General features: G+C 55.7%; 1 protein-coding gene. It reads left to right on the top strand.

The window, feature by feature from the left end:
• Positions 1 to 41 precede the first annotated feature (41 nt).
• Positions 42 to 1,494 (top strand): hypothetical protein (locus HCK86_RS23820; RefSeq protein WP_176086984.1); only part of this gene is annotated, 1,453 nt, incomplete at its 3' end.

The following is a 1,494-nucleotide window of genomic DNA, read 5'->3' as shown; positions in this document are numbered from 1 at the left end:
ACCATTACCCCTGATTTTAGCTGAGATGGAGGGTTTGCCCCATGGGTGACACCGCAGAAATCATTTCCGATCCGAGCGGCTGGTTCTCGGTCAATGGCATGGATATCCTTGCCGCACCTGATGCCGTTGCCGGTAGCTATCCGATTGGCTATCGCGTGCTGCGCTCCGGCAAAGAGATCTTCACCGGCGCAAAGACAGTGACGATCACGGAAGATCCGAACGGCGTTGAGCTCGATGGCGGCGGCCGTGGCTGGCCGGGTCTGCTGGCAAACGATAACGGCAGCCTCTATCGTCTGACCTCGCTTGATGCAGCAGACATTCTGACAGCGGCTGCCAAGGACATCTATTTCCCGGCGCCGCAGGTGGCACAGGAAGCGATCACACCGGTCACGCGGCTTGGGGCGAAGCTCTATTTCGATGCTTCGAAGGTGCCCTTTATCGCTGCTGCTAGCGAGGCAGCATTTACACGGCTCTATGATGATCGCCAGCTGTCAATCGAAGGGCCGGAGAGCGGCCTTGCCGGTGCGGAGACTAACCCGAGACTATGGACAGTATCTAGTGCGACTGTAACGGATGAAGCAACAGCATACGGCGATCTTGTGAATGGTCTCCGTGTTGCATCCGCTGGTCAGACTTTTCACCGCATCCTGCGTACTTACACCGCGTCCGTAGCCGCTGGAACCATGTACTGCGGCCACGTGCTAATAAAGAAGGGTACTAGTGCTACTACGAGCATTCGCTTCCGTAATGGCACTACTGCTACGGAAAGCAAAGTCGTTCTCACGTTCTCTACAGGGCTTCTGACGAGCACTACAGACGCCGGGGCTGTATCGAACCTGTTCGCAAAGAACCTCGGAAATGACTACTGGTGGCTTGGTAGCGCGTGGACTCCGGCAGAAGCCGCAACAGTGGTAAACTTCGGTGTTGGTCCAGAATCTGCTACTACGGGTGAGGATGTTGTAGTTTATGCCGGGCAGCTCGAAGCGGGAGACCGCCCCTCGTCCATTATTCCGAACATCACCTCAAGCGCTGGCGTCCGCGCTGAAGACAAGTGCCTGCTCACAGACAAGGCCATCGCGTTGTTCAACCGTGAGCAATGGACGATGGTCTTGGACTTTGTGCCGTATAAGACAGATGCTACTGTATTTGGCAGGGCGCTACAGCTTGATGGTGCTAATGGGTCGTCCGATAGTATATACCTGTATAGGTCTGCATCCAGCGGAAATTGGGCGATTGGGGCTGCTGTAGGTAACACGCCGCAGGGGTCTGCAGGCACCGGAGTTCCTTATGTATTCGCATCGCGCTTCCGCGTGGTTATTCGCCGTACTGGACTAGTTCTCAGTGTGTCTATAAATGGCTCTGCTGTATTCTCGTTCACACCTGCAGAACTGCCTACGATTACTACGGGCCGTATTGGGGCGCAACTAGGCGGATCCAATAGCATCAACCTGCTCCGCAATGAATTCTCTGTCTACGATGGGGCCGCGACCGACG

Source organism: Martelella sp. HB161492, assembly GCF_013184775.1.
In the GTDB taxonomy this organism is placed as follows: domain Bacteria; phylum Pseudomonadota; class Alphaproteobacteria; order Rhizobiales; family Rhizobiaceae; genus Martelella.
Note: the sequence above shows the minus strand (reverse complement) of the source record. Positions and strands in the feature narration are given on the sequence as shown.